Raw genomic sequence first — 21518 nt, forward strand, 5'->3', positions numbered from 1 at the left:
TTTTCGCAGTGCGCTTACAGATTTCACCGGCGATGATTCCAGAATTTTAATAGATGGTCGGTGTGAGAGGATTCGAACCTCCGACCCCTTCCTCCCGAAGGAAGTGCGCTACCAGGCTGCGCCACACACCGAATCTTTGAGGCCGGCAACTATACCAAAGGCACTGGAGAACGCCAATTGCGGCCGGTCTAAGCGCGACTTAGTAGATACCCGACCAACGGGCAATTAGCTGACTCAGCAGGCTAAAGCCCGTGACGACGACAATGAGCATAATGATCATCAACCCCGGACGGAACGGCTTACGCTCAACGGAGTTCACGCCTTTCTGGAGGAACTCATCCACACGCGCTTGATCCTCGGGGTAGAGGCGATTCTGGTAGCTTTTGTCCTGGTCAGGATCGGGTGGCTGATCTTCTGGGCGATGTTCGGTCATAACAAAAAAAGGGAGACAACACTCGCGCATTGTCTCCCTCTATCGCTTGGATGTCACCCGTTAGACGAGCGACAGAGCCACTGCATCCGATCAGAAGTCGAACATGGCCTCTGGCATAGCCATGAGGTTGTCAGAGCCTGATTCCATCGCCTCTTTGTGCGCACGAGTGCGAGGCAACAGTCGATCAAAGTAGAACTCAGCAGTCATCAGCTTGGCTTCGTAGAAGGATGCATCGCCATCACCGGCAGCGATCTTCTGACGGGCAAGCACAGCCATGCGCGCCCAGAAGAATGCCAATGTCACGTAGCCGCTGTACATGATGTAGTCCACTGCAGCTGCACCGGCTTCATCCGGGTTCTGCATAGCTTTCTCGCCGATCGACATGGACACTGTCAGCCACTCGTCTTTGTAGGCCTTTAGAACATCGATGTACGGGGCGTCAGCTTCATCGGCATTAGCGGCACAGAACGCATCGATAACATCGGTAAACGTGGTCAACAGCTTGCCGCCACTACCAAGCACCTTGCGGCCGATCAGGTCCATGGCCTGAATGCCAGTTGTACCCTCATAGAGCATGGCAATACGCGCGTCACGCACGATCTGCTCCATACCCCACTCTTTGATGAACCCGTGGCCACCGTAAACCTGTATACCGAGGTTGGCCGCTTCGTAACCCGCCTCCGTAACAAATGCCTTGCCAATCGGCGTCAGGAAAGCCATCAGATCATCAGCGGCTTTTGCACGTTCTTCATCGCCATGCTCGACCACGTCACCCAGCTGCGCCAGGTAGTACAAGAACGCACGGCTCCCCTCAACAATCGCTTTCTGAGTGAGCAGCATACGACGGACATCGGGGTGTACGATGATCGGGTCCGCGGGGCCGTCAGGATTTTTGGGGCCTGTGAGGCTGCGCATCGCCAAGCGATCGCGCGCATATTCGAGCGCCCCCTGATACGACAACTCAGCATGAGCAAGACCCTGGATCGCTGTACCGATGCGTGCAGTGTTCATAAAGGTGAACATGCAGTTCAGACCCTTATTGGGCGGCCCAATCAGGAAGCCTCTGGCGCCGTCAAAGTTCATCACGCAGGTAGCAGAGGCGCGAATGCCCATTTTCTTTTCAATAGACGCGCAATGCACAGCATTGCGTTCGCCAACACCGCCGTCCTCGGCGGGCATAAATTTGGGAACGATGAACAGCGAGATACCTTTGGTGCCGGCAGGAGCATCCGGAAGGCGCGCGAGGACAATATGGACGATGTTCTCGGCCATGTCGTGCTCACCGGCACTGATGAATATCTTGGTGCCAGTGATAGCGTAGCTGCCGTCGGCCTGAGGCTCTGCCTTGGTGCGCAGAAGACCCAGGTCAGAACCACAGTGCGATTCTGTCAGGCACATGGTGCCTGTCCAGCGGCCCTCGACCAGCTTGGTGAGGTAGGCTTGCTTTTGATCTTCGTCGCCGTGTTCCTCAAGCGTCTTGATCGCGCCATGGCTTAGGCCGGGGTACATGCCCCAGGACCAGTTGGCCGTGCCCGCCAGTTCGTTCTGGATAATGCCAAGCAGGTTGGGCATGCCCTGACCGCCGTAAGCGGTTTCCGCTGCTAACGCAGGCCAGCCGTTTTCGACGTATTGCTGGTAAGCCTCGGGGAAACCGTCGGGTGTCTTTACGCCCTCTTCACTCCAGGTGCAGCCTTCTTCATCACCGGACTGGTTCAGGGGCGCGAGCACACTCTCGGCGAATTTGGCGCCTTCCTCGACAATGGCATCCATCAGGTCCTGAGATGCTTCCTCGAAGCCGGGCAGCGATTGATAGAACGCCTCCGACTCCAGCAGTTCGTTCATCACGAAGTTTATGTCGCGCAGGGGTGCCTTAAACTCTGGCATGGTCTGATCCTCTCAATTAGCAAACAGCCGTTGACTTACCGGATTCGGTACGGCGCATGTGTTCGGTGTTCACATTGTCGATAAATCGACCTCTAAGTCAAATACCTTTTTGCTTTTTCAACGGGTTACGCACCCCGCGCGCGCGTTATATAGCTTCTTTGGTTGACTTATATAGTGGGCACTTACTTACACTATAGATCAATATATAAAACACCTCTTGAATCCATTTTCCTGCTAAAGGAGTGCGCCGCACGCAAATTCAGCGCAGCAGAAAATCACGGGGTGATAATTACTGTCCATACATTGTCTGCGTCGATACCCACCGCTAGACCGCTAGATTCGTCCTCAACAGCACTAGGCCGCGTGCGGGGAGCTCGCATCGTAGAATCTCGGATCAGGGTCTAGAGGCGCGCTGTGCAGCGTCAGCGGCTCGGGTGAAATGCCCAACTTGGCCAGCAGCTGTAGATCACGATTCTCCTCAGGATTTGCTGTCGTCAGCAATTTGTCGCCATAGAAGATCGAGTTTGCACCGGCCATGAACGCCAGTGCGTGCATCTCCTCACTCATCTCTTCACGACCGGCAGATAAACGAACATGCGAGGCCGGCATAAGAATACGCGCCACCGCGATGGTACGGACAAACTCCAGCGCATCCATGTCGGCTTCATCCGCCAGCGGCGTCCCAGGCACGCGCACCAATTGATTAATGGGCACACTTTCCGGATGGGTCGGGAGGGTCGCCAGTTGCCACAGCAGTCCAACACGATCCATGCGCTGCTCGCCCATTCCCAGTATGCCACCACAGCACACTTTCATGCCCGCTGAACGGACTCGCTCCAGCGTCTGCAAGCGGTCATCATAAGTACGCGTGCTGATTATCTCTCGATAATACTCGGGCGAGGTATCGAGGTTGTGGTTGTAGTAGTCGAGCCCTGCCTCTGCCAATGCCTCGGCTTGAGAGTCACTTAACATGCCCAGTGTCATGCAAGTTTCCATGCCGAGAGCACTCACACCGCGCACCATCGCCAAAACAGCCGGCATATCCCTGTCTTTGGGTGAACGCCACGCGGCCCCCATACAGAACCGAGTAGCGCCCGCTTGCCTCGCCTGTTGGGCTTGATCCACGACAGCCTGAACGTCCATCAACTCCTCGACAGATAAGCCGGTATCAAAGCGGGTGCTTTGCGGACAATACGCACAGTCTTCGGGGCAGGCGCCAGTTTTGATCGAAAGTAGCGTGCTGATTTGCACCGCATTCGGGTCAAAATACTGCCGATGTACCGCCTGTGCCCGGAACAGCAAATCATTGAATGGCAGCTCGAACAGTTCAGCGACTTCCCCTGGCGTCCAATCACTACGAATTCCGGGATTGCTGCTTGTATTCGCTGGGGCTGGTGTACGGTCGCTGTGAGTCATGAACGGTGTTCCTGTCAGATGGTCGTCACATGCTAGCTATCACCCGGGCGCTGTCAACTTATGAAATTGCGCTGGGTTAACCAAGCCTGCCGAAACGCTGTAGACGCCTTGCTGCCGTGGCACTGCTGCCTGTGCCTGCTACCCAGCGACCAGCCATGCGCCCTGTGTACTTGCTGCGAGGCTTCGCTCACCCTCAACAACCATCACTGCGACCGCTGCGCCCTCCCGTTACCCGTCCCTACGACAGGCAGCACGAAAACACTTTGCGACAGCATGGGCGCCAGCCAATCGCAACCCATGCACGATAGCCAATTGCTGTGTGCGAACTGTCTGCAGGAACGCAGCGTGTTTACCGGGGTTGTCGCTCCGTACATCTACGACCCTGCCATTGCCTACCTGCTGAGAAGGTGGAAGTATGATCGCGATCGCGTAGCAGGCAGACTATTGATGACACTGTGGCGGGATGCGACCGGTGTGCTGCCCCCGGTGGACGCGGTAGTAGCCCTTCCCCTGAATTGGCGGCGCCTGCTCTACCGCGGTTTTAACCAGGCAGATTCGCTTCGCAACGCACTTCTGTGCAATCAACGGACACTAGCGACCCTGCCTGCGCCAGGGTTTCGTCTCAAACGATCACACGCTGCCAAACCCCAGGTTGGACAAAATGCCCAACAGCGACGCTCCAACTTGCGCGGCGCCTTTACTGTCTCGGGTCGCTGTGACAATCTCCGAATTGCTGTCATCGATGATGTGGTGACCACTGGGGCCACCGCCAACGCCGCGGCCGCAGCCTTGTTCAATGCCGGCGCCAGGGAGGTGCACATCTGGTGTATCGCAAGAACACCGACACCCGCACACACCACTGACGTATGAACTCTAGCGCATCCAACAAGCGGCGTTTCTCACTCTGGGCCGTACGACGCGAAACCCGACGGGGGCCTCGCTTCCTTTGCGTGGCTTCTCTAATCCTGGTGGCGCTGGCAGATTCGGCCGCTAATTCTGTGAGAGCTTCAGAATCAGTCGGCACCTCTTTACGCATCGCGGTGTCTGCCAACTTTGCCGGCACCGCGGAGCGATTAATCCGCGATTTCGAACACGTATCCAACGTCGAGGCATCACTGAGCATTGCCTCCACTGGCGTACTGGTGACTCAGGCCAGCATGGGCGCGCCCTTTGACGTGTTATTGGCAGCCGATGTGGCTGGCCCGGCTCGGCTGGCACAGCACAATAGCGCAACCGGCGCTCCCTTCTGCTATGCGCGCGGGAAACTAGCTCTGGTAGGCGGCCAACTCGCGGATTTGGCCGATAACCGCCATAGCGTCGCAATTGCTAATCCAACAACCGCGCCCTATGGCCGCGCTGCTGTAGAGGTTTTAAGGCGGAGTGAGTTCAGTGGTGGTTCAGCCCGCAAACTGGTTCGCGGCAACAACGTGTTACAGGCCTACCAATACTGGCAATCGGGTAACACCAGGTTGGCTCTTGTCGCTCTCTCGCTGGCACCAGAGGGGAGAGTCATACCGGCTGAGTGGCACCAATCACTGCAGCAGGATGGGGTCATCCTTGGTCGCGCAGCCGCTAACCCCAATGCAGTAGAGTTTGTTAACTACCTGCGCTCAGACCCTGCTCAGTCGATTATTGCCGCTGCAGGCTACGATCCATGCTAATGGGCGCCGAGTGGCAAGCCATTGCGCTCACCCTGAAGTTAGCCAGCGTGTCCACGGCACTATTGCTGCTCCTGGGTACGCCTTTGGCGTGGTGGTTATCAAGGCGCCAGGGCTCATTTGCAGCTGCGATTGAAGCGCTGGTTGCTCTGCCGCTGGTGCTGCCGCCAACGGTGCTCGGTTTTTATCTTCTGATTCTTCTCGCGCCCAACAGCGCTATCGGCAGCGCATGGCAGTCAATCACAGGCAGCCAGCTAGCCTTCAGCTTCGAGGCGCTTATTGTTGGATCAGTGCTGTATTCGCTGCCCTTCGTCGTCCAACCACTGCAACAGGCGTTCGCACGCGTTCCCCCAACACTGCTGGCCGCAGCGGACACATTAGGCGCAGCGCCCTGGGATCGATTCATTAGCATTGTGCTGCCCACTACCAGGCGCAGTTTTCTGGTGGCCGCGGCCCTGGGATTTGCCCACACTGTCGGCGAGTTTGGCGTTGTGCTGATGATCGGCGGCAATATCCCCGGGGAGACCCGAGTGCTATCGGTTGCACTGTACGATCAGGTGGAATCTCTGCAGTTCGCACAGGCTCATCAGCTGGCTGCAGGACTGCTGATCTTTTCAATGCTGACACTGTTTGCCCTTTACCGCAGTGAACCCAACGCTGGGTGGGCAATCAAGCGATGAGCTCACTCACCGTAAATCTGAAGTGTGAAGGTGCCCAGGGTTTCACCCTGAATTGTGCGCTGCAACTCCCGCTGCAGGGCGTAACGGGCGTCTTCGGCCCCAGCGGATGCGGCAAGACAACGCTGTTGCACTGCATCGCAGGACTGCGCGATCCCGCCCCTCATAGCGTCATCCACCATGGTGAGGATGTCTGGCTCGCCGGAGGCGTATCCGTACCCACATTCCAGCGAGGTGTGGGCCTGGTGTTCCAGGACGACCGCTTGTTTCCGCACCTTAATGTCAGTGGCAACCTGGATTACGCCGTGAAACGCCGGCACAGCAAACCTCCTTATTCACGCGACACCGTCATAGACTGGTTGGGAATAGGCAAACTGCTGCTGCATGGGGTGAGTGAACTGTCAGGCGGTCAACGCCAACGTGTTGCCATCGCGCGTGCGCTATTAAACGGGCCGAACATTCTTCTGCTGGACGAACCACTAGCCGGCTTGGACTACAACGCCAAGCAAGACTGCCTGAAGCGCCTGACACTCATTGCGAAACAGACGAAGCTCCCGATGATCTATGTCAGTCACGAAATTCAAGAACTGAGTCATGTCGCTGACGATCTCGTGATAATGAGAGAGGGTGAGGTTACCGAGCACGGGCCCTTAATCGAGTTGGCCGGTAGCCTTGAGTCCAGCCTTGCTCGGGACAGCAATGCGGCCGCCATTCTGCAAGCCTCGATCAGCGGACACCATTCGCAGTGGCATCTCACAGAGCTTTCCATTGCTAACCAGTCACTGTGGGTCAATGCGCTGCCCGATTCTCAAATCTCTCAGCTCCGACTTCGTATAGCGGCTCGCGATGTGAGCGTCACCCGATCGCGAGCCAGTGATTCCAGCATATTGAATAGCCTTGCTGTCACATTGACGGCCATGCAACCCTGCGGTCCAGGCCATATGTTGCTGCAGCTAACGCTGGGTGAGCAGTTCCTACTGGCGCGCATTACACGCAAATCAGCAGACCAACTTGCGCTGCAGCCAGGCGATAAATTATTCGCACAGATAAAAAGTACCGCCCTGCTCAGCGATCAAGGGTACAACGAATGAGCACCCACCCTTACGACGCATTATCGCCAGACCTGGTATTGGCCGCGGTGGAGTCAACCGGGCGGTTGAGCGATATGCGGATGCTGGCTTTGAACAGCTACGAAAACAGGGTGTATCAGGTGGGCATAGAAGATTCCGCGCCCATCATCGCCAAGTTCTACCGCCCCCAGCGATGGAGCGATGCTCAGATCCTTGAGGAGCATGCCTTCAGCCTCGAACTGGTAGATGCCGGCATTTCTGTCATCGCGCCCATGTGCAATCCGGACGGCACCACGCTCAATGAGTTCGAGGGTTTTCGTTTCGCCTTATTTGAACGACGGGGCGGCTATCCCCCCGAGCTGGATAACCTGGACAACATGCTGGTCTTGGGTCGAACACTGGGCCGCATTCACGCGGTGGGTAAAGCGTCTTCGTTTCACCATCGCCAATCACTGAGTCTCAATCGCATGCTCAGCGAAAACCGAGTGTATCTACTGGAGCACTTCCTCCCGCCGGGCCTCCAAACCGCTTACGATACGCTCACCGCCGATCTGGAATCACGTTGCCAGCCCATTTTTGAAGAGATCGTCGCCGAAGACCTCATCCGCGTGCATGGTGATTGTCACGTCGGCAACATCCTCTGGCGCGATGATGTGGCCCACTTCGTGGATTTGGACGACTGTTGCAGCGCACCCGCCATTCAAGATCTCTGGATGTTCCTCAACGGAGAGCACCATGAACGGCAGTTGCAACTGAGCGAACTGGTGGAGGGCTACGAGGAGTTCAGCGACTTTGACCCCAGGCAGCTTCGCTGGGTGGAGCTTTTGAGAACACTGCGTTTGGTGAACTACGCAGGCTGGCTCGCCAGACGTTGGGAAGACCCTGCTTTCCCTCGCAGCTTCCCGTGGTTCAACACTGAGCGGTACTGGGCGGATCACATACTGGAGTTGCGTGAGCAATTGGCCGCCCTGGACGAAGCGCCGTTACAGCTCCTTTAAATACCTCGGTCGTGCACAAAGCGAACTAGCGAGGACGGGATCGGGGGTAGACAATGCCCAGCAGCCAGCGCCAATAACTGTTACCGACAAGCACCTGCTTGTCCACCTCATCAAAGAAGCGCTCCAAGCCTGCAGGGTCCGCGTAATAATCCATACGCGTGGTAAAGCCCTTCTCGGGGTCTAACTCTTTCACGACTTTTGCTGGGTTACCTGCGACCACGACATTTGGCGGTACATCGCGAGTGACTACAGCGCGCGCCGCCACCACACTGTTCTCACCGATGGTTACGCCTTTCAGCACGGTGGCATGATCTCCCAGCCAGACGTTCTTGCCGATGTGAACGGGCCGCGGCTCTTCGTCGCGCTTGGTGCGATCGTAAATCGTGTGCCAGTCGGAGTCGGTCACATACACCCCGTTTGCCATCATCGTGCCATCACCCACAGTGATCTCGTCACTGGCGCTGACTCGCGTGCCCGGACTCATAAGCACGCAGTCACCGATGGTGATCTTACCTGCGCCTGCCTCACGCCCCCAGACACCCACCTCAACACGATGCATGGGCTCACCAATAGCGGTGAACGAGCGACCAATACGGATATTGGGTCCGGAGATGTGCACGTACCAGGGTTTCATCACCGAATCATAAGGCCCCATGTACTCGCACTCAGGCCGCAGAAAGTAATCGGTATACCAGCGACGGAAAGCCAGATACGCTTTTTTTACTCGGTAAGGTCTGAGGTCGTCACGCATGAACAGAATGCTGTGGAGCCATGTTAGTGGGGGCAGTATCATCGCAGGCGTAAACGGCAACATCAAACCCACAGCTGCCTCGCAACGAGAAACTTGGCCAGCGTTCACGGACAGTCCATGCAGCAACCTTCACGCAGCATCAGTAGCAGCCAAGTAGGTATACACCCCAAGCTGGCCTCCCTGGTAAAACGGCATCAGCACAGCGAGTGGCGCGAGCCGCTGGCGCCGCATAATCAGCTCGCGATCGCTGCACTGGAGGAGTGGCTGGCAAAAGGCAGCGGGGCGCTAATTGTGGACTCTTTCTGCGGCACCGGTCAGAGCACAGCTGCGCTGGCGGCGATGTATCCCGACAGAAGAGTATTGGGCATCGACAAATCTGCCCACCGGCTTGCCCGTCACGGCGAGCAGAGCACCGACAATTACCTATTATTACAAGCGGACTGCGAGCCGCTTTGGGCCTGGATGAACGCCCGGCAAATACAAGTGGAGGCCCACTACCTGCTCTACCCAAATCCCTGGCCCAAACCCTCTCAGCTCAAGCGTCGAATCCATGGCCATCCCGCGTTCCCGCTATTACTGGCAATGGGAGGCAGGGTGGAGCTGCGCTCCAACTGGCAGATATATGTCGAAGAGTTTGGGCTGGCGATGGGACTGAGCGGGCGTTTGGGCGTTGTTAAAGAATACCAACCCACTGAACCACTCACGCTGTTTGAACGAAAGTATCAGGACAGCGGTCACACACTGTGGTTATTCACCGCATCGCGGCCATGTGACGGCAATCAAATGATGGTCTAAAGTGCCTAACCCGTGAGAGGCAGGCTTATGTCACCCAAGAAAGCAGATCCGATCTGGGATCGTATCCATGCAGAAACTGAACGACATGTTCAGCGCGAGCCTGTGCTCGCCAGCTTCCTGCATGCGACCATACTCAACCATCGCAAACTGGAGCGGGCGCTGAGCTTTCACCTCGCGAATCAGTTGGACAGCCCAACGGCGTCCGCGCTGCTGCTCCGGGATGTGTTCCTAGAGGCCTTTAAGGCAGACAGCAGCATCCTGGATTCGGTGCGAACAGATCTGAATGCCGTGCTTGAACGCGATTCAGCCTGCCACGAGATCTATATCCCGTTCCTGTATTTCAAAGGCTTTCACGCACTGGAGACCCAGCGCGTGGCGCATTGGTTGTGGCATCAGGGTAGAGAATCACTGGCCTTGTTTTTCCAAAACCGCATGTCGGTGGTCTACGGCGTCGATATCCACCCGGCTGCCAAGTTAGGCCGCGGCATTATGTTGGACCACGCCACCGGGCTGGTGATTGGGCAAACTGCGGTGGTGGGGGACAACGTCTCCATCTTGCAGTCGGTAACGCTTGGCGGAACCGGCAAAGACGAAGGCGACCGCCACCCCAAGATTGGCAACGGCGTCTTGATCAGTGCCGGTGCCAAGATTCTTGGCAATATTCGCGTGGGCGAAGGTGCAAAAGTTGGCGCCGGCAGCGTGGTATTGGATGAGGTGCCGCCGCATACGACCGTTGCAGGTGTGCCTGCCAAAGTCGTGGGCAAGCCCACAACCCAGCAACCTGCGCTGGAAATGGACCATGCGTTCCGTGGCGATGAAGACTGCGCCCTACCCTGTGCGGATCAAGAGCGCGCCTGATTAAGCCGGCAATACCCTTAAGTGGCTAAGGCGTGCACTGTTCGGCGCGCGGGTTCAGCTTGCGTGGTACTGCGGCGACAGTTCCTGCACCGCGTCAACAAATGCGGTGACGTGGTCAGGATTCACACCGGGAGTGATACCGTGTCCAAGATTAAACACGTGCCCACTGCCATGTCCGAAGCCTGCCAGTATGGTACCTACCTCCTCGCGAATACGTTGCGGTGAGGCAAACAACATCATTGGGTCCATGTTGCCCTGCAGTGCCACACGCTCACCCACCAGTGAGCGTGCCGTGCCAATGTCGGTGGTCCAGTCGATGCCCACGGCCTGCGCACCGCAGTCGGCAATGGCGTTCAACCACTGGCCGCCACCTTTAGTAAACACAATAACGGGAACCCGGCGTCCGTCTGCCTCGGTGGGCAGGCGGGAGATAATGCGCTGCATATACTTCAGCGAGTACTCCCGGTAAGCACCGGCACTGAGGGCTCCGCCCCAGGTATCGAATATCTGAAGCGCCTGGGCACCCGCATCAACCTGCGCGCACAGGTAATCAGCTACCGCATCCGCCAACAGCGATAGCAATGCATGCATCAGTTCCGGCTGGTCGTATGCCATGGTTTTGACGCGAGCGAAGTCTTTGGAAGACCTGCCCTCTACCATGTATGTGGCCAAGGTCCAGGGACTTCCTGTGAAGCCGATTAGAGGCACGGAACCGTTTAATTCGCGGCGAATGGTGCGCACTGCGTTCATCACATAGCCGAGGTCATCCTCGGCGCGAATACTGTTTAGTGCCGCCAGATCAGCTTCACTGCGAACAGTCTTGTGAAAACGCGGACCTTCACCTTCCTCAAAATACAGCCCCAAACCCAGTGCATCGGGAATGGTGAGGATATCGGAGAACAGTATTGCCGCGTCCATGGGGTAGCGGCGCAGCGGTTGCAGGGTCACCTCGCAGGCCAGCTCTGCGTTCTTGCACAGGTCCATGAAGGAGCCTGCCTGCTGCCGGGTAGCGCGGTACTCAGGCAGATAGCGGCCCGCCTGACGCATCATCCAGATCGGCGTGCGGTCGACAGGCTGTCGCAGCAGAGCCCGCAAGAAACGGTCATTCTTCAGTTCAGTCATACTGTTTTAAACGCCCAGGAAGTCCAGGATGCCTTCTGCTGCCTGACGACCTTCCCAAATCGCGGTGACAACCAGGTCCGAGCCACGCACCATATCGCCACCCGCAAACACCTTGGGGTTACTGGTCTGGAATTTAAATTCCTGATGCTCTTCTGCAACCACGCCCTCCCAATCGTTGGTGCTGACGTTGATGTCAGTAAACCAGTCAGCAGGGCTGGGTTGGAATCCGAAAGCAACGATTACCGCGTCCGCCTCAAGCACTTCCTCACTGCCCGCAATGGGTTGCGGGCGTCGCCTGCCATCGGCATCTGCCTCACCCAATTCGGTCGTCACCATCTTCACGCCGCAGGCAGCGCCAAAATACTCGACCACTTCAATGGGTTGGCGGTTAAACAAAAATTCCACGCCCTCTTCACGGGCATTCTTAACTTCGCGGCGCGAACCGGGCATGTTCTCTTCATCGCGGCGATAGGCGCAGATGACTTTTTCGGCCTGCTGACGCACGGCTGTACGCACACAATCCATGGCCGTATCGCCACCGCCAAGGACCACAACACGTTTACCTTTCAGGTTAACGAAATTTTCAGCGGGCTGTTCGAAGCCAAGATTCTGGTTTACGTTCCCCACCAGGTACGGCAGGGCCTCGTACACGCCTGGCAGGTTCTCACCGGGGAAGTTGCCACGCATGTAAGTGTAGGTCCCCATGCCCAGGAACACGGCATCGTACTCCTCCATCAGCTCACTGATAGCAATGTCCTTGCCCACTTCCGTGTTCAGGCGGAACTCTATGCCCATGCCCTCGAACACCTCGCGCCGCCGCACCATGACCTCTTTCTCCAGCTTGAACTGGGGAATGCCAAAGGTTAGCAAGCCACCGATTTCCGGATAGCGGTCAAAGACAACCGGCTTTACCCCGGCACGCGCCAGAATGTCGGCACAGCCCAGCCCAGCCGGCCCAGCCCCGATGATCGCAACTTTCTTGTCCGTGGGTACCACGTCCGATAAGTCTGGCCGCCAACCCATAGCCAGCGCCGTATCGGTAATGTATTTCTCGGAGGCGCCAATCGTCACCGCGCCAAAGCCATCATTGAGAGTGCAGGCACCCTCACAGAGCCGGTCCTGTGGGCACACGCGGCCGCACACCTCAGGCAAAGTATTGGTCTGGTGGCTGAGTTCTGCGGCCTCAAAGATGTTGCCTTCGGCGACCAGTTTGAGCCAGTTGGGAATGAAGTTATGTACCGGGCACTTCCATTCACAGTAGGGATTGCCGCACTCGAGGCAGCGGTGAGACTGCTCCGCTACCTGTGCCTTGCTGAAGCCGTCGTAAATTTCGACATACTCCGTCTTACGCCTGTCCAGCGCGCGGGTGTCAGGATCCTGACGGCCCACATCGATGAACTGGAAATTATTGGCCAAACGGTTCGCCATAGCAGTTACCTACCCGTTGCCTAGTCAGTGTTGCGCAAGCGCGACAGCAGTTGATCGAACTCGGCAGCTTTGGGTTTCACCAACCAGAACTTGCCGATGTAATCTTCGAAATTCTCCAGCAGGTATGCGCCCCACTGGGAACCGGTTTCTTCCACGAACTCCCGGATGTTTCCGCGCAGATGGGAGCGATAAGCCTCCATGTACTCTGCGCTGACACGGTGAATCTCAACCAGCTCGCTGTTGTAGCGATCGATAAAGCCACGGTCCTGATCCAGCACGTAAGCAAAACCACCGGTCATGCCTGCGCCAAAGTTCACACCGGTAGGGCCCAGTACGGTGACTGTGCCGCCAGTCATGTATTCACAGCAATGATCGCCTGCGCCTTCAATCACGGCGTGGGCACCGCTGTTCCGCACGGCAAAACGCTCACCGGCTATGCCTGCGGCAAACAGCTTGCCGCCGGTTGCGCCGTACAAACAGGTGTTACCGATAATGGCCGTTTCCTGAGACGCATATTCACTGTCCGCCGGCGGATAAATCACGAGCTTACCGCCGGCCATACCCTTGCCCACGTAGTCATTGGAGTCACCCTCCAGGTACATGTGCAAGCCTCCGGCGTTCCACACACCGAAGCTCTGGCCAGCGGTGCCCTTTAGTCGCAGCACCAGCGGTGATTTGTCCATGCCGGTATTGCCGTGCCGGCGGGCTATCTCGCCGGATAAGCGCGCACCAATTGAGCGGTCGCAGTTCGTTACGTCAAAGGCGAACTCACCGCCGCTGGCGGCCTCGATCGCCGGCAGCGTGGCGGCGACCATTTCTTCGGCCTTTTCGCCCTTATCGAATGGATCATTAGAGGAAACCTGGCAGAACTCGGGCTGGTCAGCCATTTCAGGATGCTTGTAGAGAATCGGCGCCAGGTCCAATTGCTGCTGCTTGTCGGTTGCCCCGGGTAGGCGCTGCAAGAGATCAGTGCGGCCGATCAATTCCTCCAGCGAACGCACACCCAGGCGCGCCAGCCATTCACGGGTCTCTTCCGCGACAAACGTGAAGAAGTTTACGACCATGTCGACCGTACCGTTGAAGTGATCGTCTCGTAGCGCCTGATTTTGCGTGGCTACGCCTGTGGCGCAGTTATTCAGGTGGCAGATACGCAGATACTTACAACCCAGGGCGACCATGGGCGCTGTGCCAAAGCCGAAGCTCTCGGCGCCCAGAATCGCCGCTTTGATGACATCCAGGCCGGTTTTCAAACCACCGTCAGCCTGCAGCCGAATCGCGCCGCGCAAGCTGTTGCCGCGCAAGGTTTGCTGCACCTCTGCCAGGCCCAGTTCCCAGGGGGAACCCGCGTAGCGAATTGAGGTCAGTGGACTGGCAGCCGTACCGCCGTCGTAGCCAGAAATCGTAATCAGGTCGGCGTACGCCTTGGCGACACCGGCGGCAATAGTGCCCACGCCAGGCTCAGACACCAGCTTCACGGAGACAAGCGCCTGTGGATTAACCTGCTTTAAATCGAAGATGAGCTGAGCCAGATCTTCGATAGAGTAAATATCATGGTGCGGCGGCGGTGAAATCAAAGTGACGCCGGGCACTGAGTATCGCAGCTCGGCAATCAGCTCATTGACCTTCCCACCGGGCAACTGGCCGCCTTCGCCGGGCTTGGCACCCTGGGCAACCTTGATCTGGAGAACCTCTGCATTCACCAAATAGTGCGGCGTCACACCAAAACGGCCCGAGGCAATCTGCTTGATCTTTGAGACTCGCTCGGTGCCGAACCGGCGTGGATCTTCACCACCTTCACCCGAGTTGGAGCGCGCGCCCACGCGGTTCATCGCCGCAGCAAGGGCCTCATGCGCTTCCGGGCTCAGGGCGCCGAGGGACATTCCGGCGGAATCGAAGCGACGCATGATCGCCTCTACCGGCTCTACCTCGTCCAACGCACCGGGCTGCTCTGCCTCTACGGGCATTAACAGATCCCTGAGCGCGGCAGCGGGCCGATCGTTAACCAGCTTTGCGTACTGCCTGTAGACCGCGGTGTCGCCACTGGCGACAGCTTGCTGCAGAGTCATCACGACGTCGGGGTTGAATGCGTGGTACTCCTGGCCGTGCACGTACTTGAGCAAACCGCCCTGGGTCAGGGGCTTGCGCAGTGACCAGGCCGTACGCGCCAATTTCTGCTGATCGCGCTCCAACTCGGTAAAGCCCGCACCCTGTATGCGCGAGGCCACGCCGCGGAAGGCCAGGTCTACCACATCGGTAGCAAGGCCCACAGCCTCAAACAATTGCGCGCCACGGTAAGAGCTCACCGCTGAAATGCCCATCTTGGACATGATCTTCAGCAGCCCCTTGTTGACGCCTTTACGATAGTTTTTGTAGCAGGCACTGGGCTCGCCCAGTAGCTCACCGCTGCGGATCAAATCTTCCAGTACACTGTAGGCCAGATACGGATAAACCGCCGTGGCACCAAAGCCCAGCAAACAGGCGATCTGGTGAGAATCTCTCGCGCTGGCAGTTTCTATCACCAAGTTCGCGTCGCAGCGAAGCCCCTGGGCAATCAGATGATGGTGCACTGCCCCGGTTGCCAACAGGGAATGGATCGGCAGGCGTTCGGGTGTGATACCGCGGTCCGACAGCACCAAAATAGTGGCACCTTCGCGCACAGCCTGTGCAGCACTTTCCGCGGTGGCTTGCACTGCGCTCTTAAGATCGGTCTCTGCCGGGTTATAGCTGGCGTCGATGTCGCGAACCTTAAAGCCAGGACGCTCCATGCGCAGCAACGTGTTGAACTTGCCCTGGGACAGCACCGGTGAGGTGAGGATCACACGATCTGCGTGCTCCGGCCCCTCATGAAACAGGTTTTTCTCTCCCCCAAGGTCCGTCTCCAATGACATGACGATGGTTTCGCGCAGCGGGTCTATCGGCGGGTTGGTGACCTGGGCAAATTTTTGCCGAAAATAGTCGTACAGGGAGCGTTCATGGCGGGACAACACGGCCATGGGCGTGTCGTCACCCATGGAGCCCACCGCCTCATTGCCAGACTCGGCAAGCGGCCTGAGCACTTGGTCACGCTCTTCGAAGCTCACCTGGAACATCTTTTGGAAGGCATCGATCTTATCGGGCTCTATGCCCGGTGCTTCCTCACCGCCAAAAGTCCCCTCAATGCGGGTGGCTTTCTCGCGTAACCAGCGCTTATACGGGTGACGGCTTTTCAGGCGCTGGTCGATATCCTCGGTTTGCAGCAGCTCACCCGTGTGAGTGTCTACCATCAATATCTGACCGGGGCCCACTCGACCCTTTGCGACAACATCGGCATTGCGATAACCGTGGGTGCCGACTTCTGAGGCCAGGGTAATGAAGCCGTCCTTGGTTTTTACCCACCGTGCCGGGCGCAAACCATTGCGATCAAGCAGGCAGACCGCGTAACGACCATCAGTAAGGACGATACCCGCAGGACCATCCCATGGCTCCATGTGCATGGAGTGGTATTCGTAGAAAGCCTTCAGGTCCGGGTCCATGGACTCGTGGTTCTGCCACGCGGGCGGAATCAGCATGCGCAAGGCCCGCGGCATATCAACGCCGCCGGTCAGAAGCACATCCAGCATATTGTCCAGGCTTGAGGAATCCGAGCCGCTGCGGTTCACCAGTGGTGAGATGCCTTGAATATCGGGCAGCCGCTCAGTCTCGAAACAGGCAGTACGGGCTTCGGCCCAGTTCCGGTTACCTTCGATGGTGTTGATCTCACCATTGTGGGCCAACAGCCTGAAGGGCTGCGCCAGCGGCCATTTCGGCATGGTGTTGGTAGAGAAGCGCTGGTGGAACACACAAATGGCGGTGGTCAGGCGCTCATCGCCCAGGTCTAGATAAAAAAGTGGCAGGTCCACGGGCATGACCAGGCCCTTATAGGCGATGACCCTGGCCGACAAACTGCAGATATAGAAATCCGCGTCCTGCTCGCACGCTATTTCGGCCTTGCGACGGGCAACAAACAGGCGCGTGGACAGTTCTACATCACTGAGGCCTTCCGCGTCGATGAACAGCTGTTCAATCTGCGGCAACGTGGACAGCGCAATCTCACCGCAAACATCCTTTTGTATAGGCACTTCGCGCCAGCCCACCACCGCCAGCCCCTGGTCACGTATGGCCGTTTCCATAGCGGCACGCGCAGCGGCCGCTTTTTCGGCATCTGTACTGAGAAAGATTTGACCGACGGCAAAATTGTCACTCAGCGTGATACCGAAGCATTCGTCCGCGAGGGTGCGCATAAAGGGGCCTGGCATCTGCATCAGCAGGCCACAGCCATCACCGGTACGACCATCGGCGGCAATGCCTCCCCGATGGGTCATACAGGTCAGGGATTCGATAGCGGTCTGCAGCAGCCTATGGCTGGCATCACCGGATGTGTGCGCAATCAGGCCGAAACCACAATTGTCACGCACATCTTCAGGTCGATACAGGCCTGCACTCATAACATGTCCAGAAAGGTAATTAAAACAGCAAGTTACAGCGATGGCCCTTGCGCCACAGTTCAGCCCGGGCGGAAGGGGGTAGCTATTCTACACAGATGCCCATAGAGCGACAAACGGGCAATTGAGCGACATCGAGACGCCGCCAATGGGTCAACCAGAGCCGCTTATCAGGGCTGTCAGTTCCGCCGTGGAGACATCATCGACAACCTCCGCATTTCCGATATCGCGGCACAAAATCAGGCGTAATTGGCCGTCGATCACTTTTTTGTCGCGGCCCATGAGCTCTACAAACTCTGCGCTGGACATATCGTCTGGGGCTTCGGTGGGAAGCCCAGCCGCCTCCAACAGCGAAACCAAAGTGCTGACTTCGGCCGGCTCTATCCAGCCGCGCTGGGCCGACAGCGCCAGCGCCATCACCATACCAGCAGCCACGGCTTCCCCGTGCAGCCACTGCCCGTAGCCCTGCCGGGTCTCAATCGCGTGCCCGAACGTGTGCCCGAGGTTGAGGATTGCCCGCAGACCACCCTCGCGCTCATCCCGAGCCACCACGTCGGCCTTGATCGCGCAGCTGCGCTCGACGGCATAGGCCAGCGCCTGTTCGTCACGAGCCAGCAGCGCCGACATATTGGCCTTGAGCCACGCATAAAACGGGGCATCAACGATCAGGCCGTACTTGATCACCTCCGCCAGCCCTGCCGCAAATTCCCGATCTGGCAAGGTTCGCAATGTGCCCAGGTCAATGAACACCGCCCGTGGCTGATAAAAGGCACCGATCATGTTCTTGCCCAGCGAGTGGTTTACTGCCGTTTTGCCACCCACCGAGGAATCCACCTGGGCCAGCAGAGTTGTCGGCACCTGAAGGAAATCCACGCCCCGCTGGTAACACGCCGCCGCGAAGCCTGTGATGTCGCCAACAACGCCGCCACCCAGTGCAACAAACGTCGTACTGCGGTTATGGCCATCGGCCATGACCTGATCAAAGATGGTGTTCAGTGACTCAAGCGTCTTGTACTGCTCGCCGTCGGGCAGCTCGATCCGGGTAAACCGCTGCTGATCACCCAGCGCCTTAACAAGGGCTTGGGCATACAGGGGTGCAACCGTCTCGTTGCTGATCAGAACCAGCTGCCGACCCGCCAGGTGCTGGCGCAGCAGAGTCGCATCAGCTACCAGGTCGCGACCGATATAAATGGGATAGCTGCGCTCACCGAGCTCAACGTTCAGGGTGTGCATCACTTCAGACATGGCGGAGTCGATATTTGAAACGGCCGCACATGTTAGCGCGGCTGGATCGTACGGGGTAGTTGCCTTAGCGCAGCTCGCTCATCAGGCGCTTGGCGACTGCGCGCGGGGCACAGCCATCGGTATCAATCACGTGATCCGCAATCTCGCGATACAGCGGGTCACGAATGGCCATCAGCTCAGCCAACACTTTGCCGGGATCCTCGGTTTGCAGCAGCGGGCGGTTACGGTCATTGCGTGTGCGCCGTGTTTGCTCTGCCACCGTCGCGTGGAGATAAATGACAAACCCGCGGGAGGCCAGCGCGCTGCGATTTTCCTCCCGTAAGATCACTCCGCCGCCCGTCGCCAGTACAACGCGGTCCCACTGGGTCATCTCTTCCACGACCTGTTGTTCGCGATCGCGAAAGCCCTGCTCGCCCTCGACATCAAAAATCCAGGGAATGTCAGCACCCGTGCGCGCTTCTATCTCGGTGTCGGTATCAGCGAATTGGAGTTGCAACTGCTGGGCTAGGTACTTGCCGATGGTGCTTTTGCCGGCCCCCATGGGGCCGACAAGAAACACTTTCTGAAGCTGGGGCATTAGTGAATGGCTGAAACCTAGTCGAGCAGGGTATCAGCGAGGATGCGCGGCGTGATGAAGATCAGCGTCTCGGTCTTGGTCAGGTCACGCGCCTCGTTCCGGAAGAATGCGCCGATGTAGGGCAGGTCTCCGAAGAAGGGGACCTTGGTAATCCGCTCAATGTCTTCGGTGCGGAATACACCGCCCAGTACAACGGTTTCACCGTTGCCTACCAGTACCTGTGTGGTCAGCTCGGTCGTATCAATCGAGGGAATGAAACCACCCTGACCACTGGGCACCAAATCGCCCACCGAGTCCTGGGTAATGATCAGGTCCAGCAGGATACGGTCGTCGGGCGTGATGTTGGGTGTCACGTCCAGCTGAAGAACCGCTTCCTTAAACTCAGTGGTATTCTGTCCACTCAGAGAGCCCTGCTGGAAGGGTACCTCGGTACCTGACTTGATGGTTGCCTGCTGCTTGTCGCCGGTAATGACCTTCGGCTGCGAGACCACCTCACCGTTGCCATCGGCCTCAAGCGCGGACAGCTCAGCCGTGAGAAATAAGTCTTCTGATGTAAAGCCTACCGCAAAGCCACTGGTTCCTGTCGATACACCCAGATCTACCAACAACGCGCCGGGGTAGTCCAGGCTGGGCGTTGTGCCTGCGATGATATCTTCATTCAAACCCACTACGTTTGGAGAGTCGCCCGATACAGAAAGAACATTGGAATTCAGGTTTTCATCAATAAAACCACCACCCCACTGAATCCCCAACTCACGGTCGAAGTCAGACTGTGCAATCACAATCCTCGCCTCGATCATGACCTGACGGATGGGGATATCCACCTGCTCAATCAGGGCGCGTATCTCGGCCAATTTGTCCGCTGTTTCGGTAAGGATGATGGAGTTGGTGCGGCTGTCCACAATCACCGAACCGCGCTCGCTGATCAAAGTACCGCCGTCTTCAGAGCCGGCAGAGAACAAACCAACCACTTCGCTGGCGTTTGCATAGCGGATGCGGATAAACTCAGACTGCAGCGGTGCCAGCTCGGCGATCTGGCGATTGGCTTCAATCTCCTGGCGCTCACGCTCTGCGATCTCGGCAGCCGGGGCCACCATCAACACATTACCCACTTGGCGCTTATCCAGCCCTTTGGTCTTTAGCACCAGATCCAGTGCCTGGTCCCAGGGCACATTCTGCAAACGAAGGGTAATGCGGCCGGATACCGTGTCAGAAGCCACCAGGTTCAGTTCGGTAAAGTCAGCAATCAGCTGCAGTACCGCGCGAACCTCGATGTCCTGGAAGTTCAGCGAGATACGTTCACCCACGTAGGTAAACTCATTGCGACGCTCTTCGGCTTCCCGGGCACTGAGGGGTTTCACACTGAGCACATACTGATCATCGGTCTGGTAGGCCAGGTAATCGTATTCACCCGAGGCCTTGAGCTTCAGAGTAGCGCCCCGCTCTGTTGTGTTCACATCCACAGATTGCACGGGGGTGGCAAAGTCGGTCACGTCATAGCGACGCAGCAGGCGCTCAGGCACAGTAGTGTCCAGGAACTGGACCGTCACATCGCCCGCCTCGCTGAAGACATTCACATCCACGGAGGGGTCAGTCAGCTGCAGAGTCAGGCGGCCTTCGCCGTCTCCGGTGCGCTGGAATTGGAGGTCAGTGATTTCCGATCTAACATCGATCACGTCTTCGACTTCCGTCGCGACACGTGTGGGATCAGCCGATGCCTTCACATACTCTTCGCTGGCATCCTGGCCAACAATAAGGAACATGCTGTTGCCTTCCACGCGAGTCTCGTAGGGCACCAGCTTCACCAGGTTCATCACTAGCCGGGTGCGATCACCAGACTCCAGGACCATCACGCCTGTGGCATTGCCGTAGGGCAACGAGTAACGCTTCTGCTCTAATTCACTGATGGTGTTCGGGAAATCGATGGCGATACGGGCCGGCTTCTCGATGGTGTAGGAGCGCAGGTCCGACGGCGGTGTTTCGTTGAAGTCCAACCGCACTTCAAACTTGCTGCCCGGGCGCGAGCTGAACTCGATATCGGTGACCGCCGGTGCCGCATAAGACGCCACCGTCACTAGCGACAGCGCCAGGGCCGCGCCCACTTGCTGCAGTTTACGTAACATCGAATAGCCTGCCCTGTTCACGC

The 21518-nt window shown here is 57.7% G+C and carries 17 protein-coding genes and 1 tRNA gene; 7 read left to right on the forward strand and 11 right to left on the reverse strand.

Annotated features, from left to right (window positions below):
* Positions 1–54 precede the first annotated feature (54 nt).
* The 4 genes from IE089_RS09355 to bioB all read right to left on the reverse strand — a co-directional run bounded on the left by IE089_RS09355 (position 55) and on the right by bioB (position 3733).
* Positions 55–131, reverse strand: a tRNA-Pro gene (locus IE089_RS09355).
* Positions 132–199: 68 nt separating this feature from the next.
* Positions 200–433: a DUF3094 family protein gene (locus IE089_RS09360; RefSeq protein WP_189477556.1), complete on the reverse strand. Its 234-nt coding sequence runs from the start codon at positions 431–433 to the stop codon at positions 200–202.
* Positions 434–523: 90 nt separating this feature from the next.
* Positions 524–2317 (reverse strand): acyl-CoA dehydrogenase C-terminal domain-containing protein, encoded by a 1794-nt coding sequence (locus tag IE089_RS09365; protein WP_189477557.1) that lies wholly within the window; start codon positions 2315–2317, stop codon positions 524–526.
* A gap of 354 nt (positions 2318–2671) precedes the next feature.
* Positions 2672–3733 (reverse strand): biotin synthase BioB, encoded by a 1062-nt coding sequence (bioB, locus tag IE089_RS09370; RefSeq protein WP_189477558.1) that lies wholly within the window; start codon positions 3731–3733, stop codon positions 2672–2674.
* 297 nt (positions 3734–4030) lie between these two features.
* On the opposite strand from bioB, the gene IE089_RS09375 reads away from it, so the two are divergent.
* The 5 genes from IE089_RS09375 to IE089_RS09395 all read left to right on the forward strand — a co-directional run bounded on the left by IE089_RS09375 (position 4031) and on the right by IE089_RS09395 (position 8136).
* The gene (locus tag IE089_RS09375) at positions 4031–4603 is read left to right on the forward strand and encodes a ComF family protein (protein ID WP_189477559.1); all 573 of its coding nucleotides are present in this window, start codon (positions 4031–4033) and stop codon (positions 4601–4603) included.
* 80 nt (positions 4604–4683) lie between these two features.
* Entirely contained in the window at positions 4684–5394 is a 711-nt protein-coding gene (gene modA / locus IE089_RS09380; RefSeq protein WP_189477560.1) for a molybdate ABC transporter substrate-binding protein, read from the forward strand.
* Positions 5388–6071, forward strand: coding sequence for a molybdate ABC transporter permease subunit (gene modB, locus IE089_RS09385; RefSeq protein ID WP_189477561.1), 684 nt, complete (start codon positions 5388–5390; stop codon positions 6069–6071). The genes modA and modB overlap by 7 nt, the downstream gene beginning before the upstream one ends.
* Entirely contained in the window at positions 6068–7159 is a 1092-nt protein-coding gene (gene modC, locus IE089_RS09390) for a molybdenum ABC transporter ATP-binding protein (RefSeq protein WP_189477562.1), read from the forward strand. The genes modB and modC overlap by 4 nt, the downstream gene beginning before the upstream one ends.
* The gene (locus IE089_RS09395) at positions 7156–8136 is read left to right on the forward strand and encodes a serine/threonine protein kinase (protein WP_189477563.1); all 981 of its coding nucleotides are present in this window, start codon (positions 7156–7158) and stop codon (positions 8134–8136) included. The genes modC and IE089_RS09395 overlap by 4 nt, the downstream gene beginning before the upstream one ends.
* A gap of 25 nt (positions 8137–8161) precedes the next feature.
* Here the strand turns inward: IE089_RS09395 and IE089_RS09400 are convergent, their stop codons facing one another.
* Positions 8162–8887 carry an acyltransferase gene (locus IE089_RS09400; protein WP_189477564.1) on the reverse strand — a complete coding sequence of 242 codons (726 nt, stop codon included), beginning with the start codon at positions 8885–8887 and terminating at the stop codon, positions 8162–8164.
* Positions 8888–9004: 117 nt separating this feature from the next.
* Here IE089_RS09400 and trmB point away from each other — a divergent pair, with 117 nt between their 5' ends.
* Positions 9005–9682: a tRNA (guanine(46)-N(7))-methyltransferase TrmB gene (gene trmB, locus IE089_RS09405; protein ID WP_189477565.1), complete on the forward strand. Its 678-nt coding sequence runs from the start codon at positions 9005–9007 to the stop codon at positions 9680–9682.
* A 27-nt stretch (positions 9683–9709) separates the two neighbouring features.
* Positions 9710–10540, forward strand: a complete 831-nt coding sequence (cysE, locus tag IE089_RS09410) for a serine O-acetyltransferase (protein WP_189477566.1) — start codon at positions 9710–9712, stop codon at positions 10538–10540.
* 54 nt (positions 10541–10594) lie between these two features.
* Here the strand turns inward: cysE and hemE are convergent, their stop codons facing one another.
* The 6 genes from hemE to IE089_RS09440 form a co-directional block, all read right to left on the reverse strand.
* The gene (hemE, locus tag IE089_RS09415; protein ID WP_189477567.1) at positions 10595–11662 is read right to left on the reverse strand and encodes a uroporphyrinogen decarboxylase; all 1068 of its coding nucleotides are present in this window, start codon (positions 11660–11662) and stop codon (positions 10595–10597) included.
* 6 nt (positions 11663–11668) lie between these two features.
* Positions 11669–13090, reverse strand: a complete 1422-nt coding sequence (locus tag IE089_RS09420; protein WP_189477568.1) for an FAD-dependent oxidoreductase — start codon at positions 13088–13090, stop codon at positions 11669–11671.
* A gap of 20 nt (positions 13091–13110) precedes the next feature.
* Complete coding sequence (gene gltB, locus IE089_RS09425) at positions 13111–17553, reverse strand: glutamate synthase large subunit (protein WP_189477569.1); 4443 nt, start codon at positions 17551–17553, stop codon at positions 13111–13113.
* Positions 17554–17703: 150 nt separating this feature from the next.
* Positions 17704–18783 carry a 3-dehydroquinate synthase gene (aroB, locus tag IE089_RS09430; RefSeq protein WP_189478313.1) on the reverse strand — a complete coding sequence of 360 codons (1080 nt, stop codon included), beginning with the start codon at positions 18781–18783 and terminating at the stop codon, positions 17704–17706.
* 76 nt (positions 18784–18859) lie between these two features.
* Positions 18860–19372 (reverse strand): shikimate kinase AroK, encoded by a 513-nt coding sequence (gene aroK / locus IE089_RS09435; protein ID WP_189477570.1) that lies wholly within the window; start codon positions 19370–19372, stop codon positions 18860–18862.
* A gap of 17 nt (positions 19373–19389) precedes the next feature.
* Positions 19390–21495 (reverse strand): type IV pilus secretin PilQ, encoded by a 2106-nt coding sequence (locus tag IE089_RS09440; RefSeq protein ID WP_189477571.1) that lies wholly within the window; start codon positions 21493–21495, stop codon positions 19390–19392.
* Between the last annotated feature and the right edge of the window lie 23 nt (positions 21496–21518).

This window comes from Parahalioglobus pacificus, from assembly GCF_014652275.1.
GTDB classification, from domain to species: Bacteria; Pseudomonadota; Gammaproteobacteria; order Pseudomonadales; family Halieaceae; genus Parahalioglobus; species Parahalioglobus pacificus.